The sequence below is a fragment of the Massilia sp. P2_C2 genome (assembly GCF_056404615.1).
On the sequence record NZ_JBFUDR010000486.1, the window covers coordinates 1,181 to 4,315 of the forward strand.

The following is a 3,135-nucleotide window of genomic DNA, read 5'->3' on the forward strand; positions in this document are numbered from 1 at the left end:
GTGTTGGCACCAGGCTGAGCGGACGCTTCTTGTTTTTAACGGGACACGGGCCAGGAATACATAGATGAACATCTCGAATTTAAAAATTGGCGGACGCCTCGCGGCCGGTTACGGCCTGATCATGCTGTTGATGGCAGGCCTGATCGTGCTGGGGGTAACCCGCCTGAGCGGCATCGGCAGTCTGGAAAACACGGCCTCCCCGATGGGGCAGCTGACCACCACCGTCAAACAGAATGCGGACAACGAGCGCCAGGCGAACCTGCTGGCGCTGTCGGTCTCCGAGGCGGCGGTTCAGGGCGGCGTGGTGGCGTCCCAGGTGGTCGACACGATGGATTCGATCAATGAGTCGGCCAAGAAGATCGCCGACATCATCGGGGTGATCGATGGCATCGCCTCCCAGACCAATATCCTGGCCCTGAACGCGGCGGTCGAAGCGGCCCGCGCCGGCGAGCCGGGACGCGGCTTCGCGGTCGCCGCCGCCGAGGTGCGCAACCTCGCGCAACGCTCGGCCGGGGCGGCCAAGGAGAACAAATCGCTGATCGACGACTCGGTCGAGAAGGTCGAGACCGGCGCGCGCCTGGTCGACCAGGCGGGCGGCACCATGAATGACATCGTCAGCAGCGTCAAGAGGGGGACCGCCATCATCGCCGAAATCAGTACCGCGAGCGAGGAGCAGACCTTCGGCATCGCGCTGGCGGCGCCACAGGCCGTCGTGGCCGTGGCGGACTGAGCGAGGCGTTCCTCATCACGCCTATGCTGCCTTCCCTGATTCCACCGTTGACATCGGCGCCGGCCGCGCCGCGCAAGCTGCGCTCGGCGCTGACCAGTGCGCTGCGCAATGGCGAGGTGGAGAGCGCCGCCTCGTTCGGCCGCTGGTGGTGCGATGCCGACAGCGGCCAGATCGTGCTGTCGACCCGCGCCGCCCAGTTCCTCGAAGTCGAAGCGGGCCTGCACCGCAGCCTGGAAAACTGTCTGATCCAGGTGGTGCCGGAGGATGTGCTGGGCCTGATGGCGGCGCTGTCCCAGGTGCACAGCACGCCGGTCGATTGCGAGTTCCGGATCGCCAATGCGCTGACCGGCCTGCGCTGGCTCCAGATGCAATCGCTGGCGCCAGGCGCCGCCCAAGGCAGCGTGCGGATGGGAGTGCTGACCGATATCACCGCCGCCAAACACGCGGCCCTGCGCGAGCGTTTCAGCTTCGAGTCGACCCAGATCCTGGTCGGCACCAGCACCCTGGAAAGCGCGGTCACCCGGGTGATCCAGCTGGTGTGCGAAAACCTGGGCTGGGAATGGGGCGCCTTCTGGGCCGCCGAGCCGGACGCGGACGGCGCCACCACGCTGGCCTGCCGCCACTTCTGGCATCTGCCGCATTCCCAGCTCAACGCCTTCACGCGCGACAGCCAGGCGGTGCGGATGGGGCCGGGCGAAGGCCTGGTGGGCCAGGTGTGGGGTACCGGCGAAGCCGGCTGGGTCGAGGCGATCGCCAGCCACCCGACCTTCCTGCGGCGCCAGAGCGCGGCCGAATGCGGGCTGCTGTCGGGCTACGCCTTTCCGGTCGCGTATGTCGGCGCCGACGGCCAGCGCCGCAGCCCCGGCGTGCTGGAGTTCTTCAGCACCCTGGCGCGCCAGCGCGAGGCGCAATTGCCGAATCTGTCGATGGCGATCGGCGCGCTGATCGCCCAGACCGACGAACGGTGCAAGCAGCAAGAGCGGATTGCGCAACTGAGCGCGCTGGGTGTGGGCGCCGCCCCGGCGCAACCGCAGCTGGCCGGCATGATGGAGGCGATCGAGGAAGTGCAGTGGACCTTCGAGGTGCCCGGCTGGGGCATCAGCTACGTCAGCCCGGCGGTCGAGCGGGTGTATGGCCAGGCGCGCCAGGCCTTCTATGACGATCCCCATCTGTGGCTGAAAAGCGTGCACCCGGCCGACCGCGCCCAGGTGATGGCGCTGTCGGGCAGCCTGCTCGAGGGCGAGCCGCAGTCCTTCCAGTACCGTATCGTCAGGCCCGACCAGGAAGTGCGCTGGATCCGTTACGAGGCGCGTTTCATTGCCGGCGCGGTAGCGGGCAGCGGCCGGGTCGAGAGCGTCGGCATCGACATCAGCGTGCAGCACCGGCTGGAGGAATCGCTGCGCCGCTGCCACCGCGCGCTGGACGTGATCCGCGATTGCGAACAGGTGATCGCTGTCAGCCGCGACGAGCGCGCCCTGCTGCAGGGCGTGTGCAACCGGCTGGCGGTCGGCTACCGGATGGCGTGGGTGGCGGTGCTGGACGGCGCGGCCGGCGCGCTGAGCCTGGCCGGCATCACCGGCGCGCACCAGGACTACCTGGACTGCCTGGGGCCCTCGCTGGCGGCCGGCGCGGCCGGCGAAGGCAGCATCGGCGCGGCCCTGCGCAGCCAGCGTCCGGTGGTGGTCAACGATTTCGCGCGCGATGCGCGGATGGCGCCGTGGCGCAGCGATGCGGAGCGGCGCGGCTTCCGCGCCAAGGTGGCCTTGCCGATGGTGCGGCACGACGAGGCGCTGGGCATCCTGAATATCTATTCGGTCGAGCATGACGCCTTCGACAGCGAGGAAGTGGCCTTGTTGCAGGGGCTGGCCGAGCGGGTCAGCGCGGCCATCCAGACCTACCGCTACCGCGCCGCGCGCCGCCATGCGCAAGCGGCGCTGCGTCTGCGCGAACGGGCGCTGGAATATCAAGCCCATTACGACACCCTGACCGGGCTGCCCAACCGCGTGCTGCTGTACCAGCGCCTGGCCCAGGCGATCGCCGACCCGTTCTGCCCGGCCTGGCTGGTGTACCTCGACCTGGACCGCTTCAAGCTGGTCAACGACAGCCTGGGGCACAAGGCCGGCGACATCATGCTCAAGCATGTGGCCGAACGCCTGCGCGCGGTCGTCAAACCGGCCGACACCGTGGCGCGGGTGGGCGGCGACGAGTATGTGATGATCCTGTCTGCCCCGGGCGGCGGCGCGGGCATCGCGGGCGTGCTGCAGGACATCCTCGCGGCGGTCGCCCAGCCAGTGGTGATCCAGGGCCACGAGCTCTTCCCGACCTGCAGCATGGGCGTCGCCGCCTGGCCGAGCGACGGCGCCGATGAAGCGGCCCTGATGCGGCACGCCGACATCGCCATGTAC

Annotated in this window: 1 protein-coding gene and 1 pseudogene; both read left to right on the forward strand. The window is 69.1% G+C overall.

Going from position 1 to position 3,135, the window contains the following annotated elements:
* Positions 1-175 precede the first annotated feature (175 nt).
* Positions 176-688, forward strand: a pseudogene (locus AC1DYX_RS29805) (methyl-accepting chemotaxis protein); the annotation flags it as partial.
* Between the two features lie 65 nt (positions 689-753).
* On the forward strand, positions 754-3,135 hold a 2,382-nt coding region (locus tag AC1DYX_RS29810; RefSeq protein WP_477265629.1), incomplete at its 3' end, for a diguanylate cyclase domain-containing protein.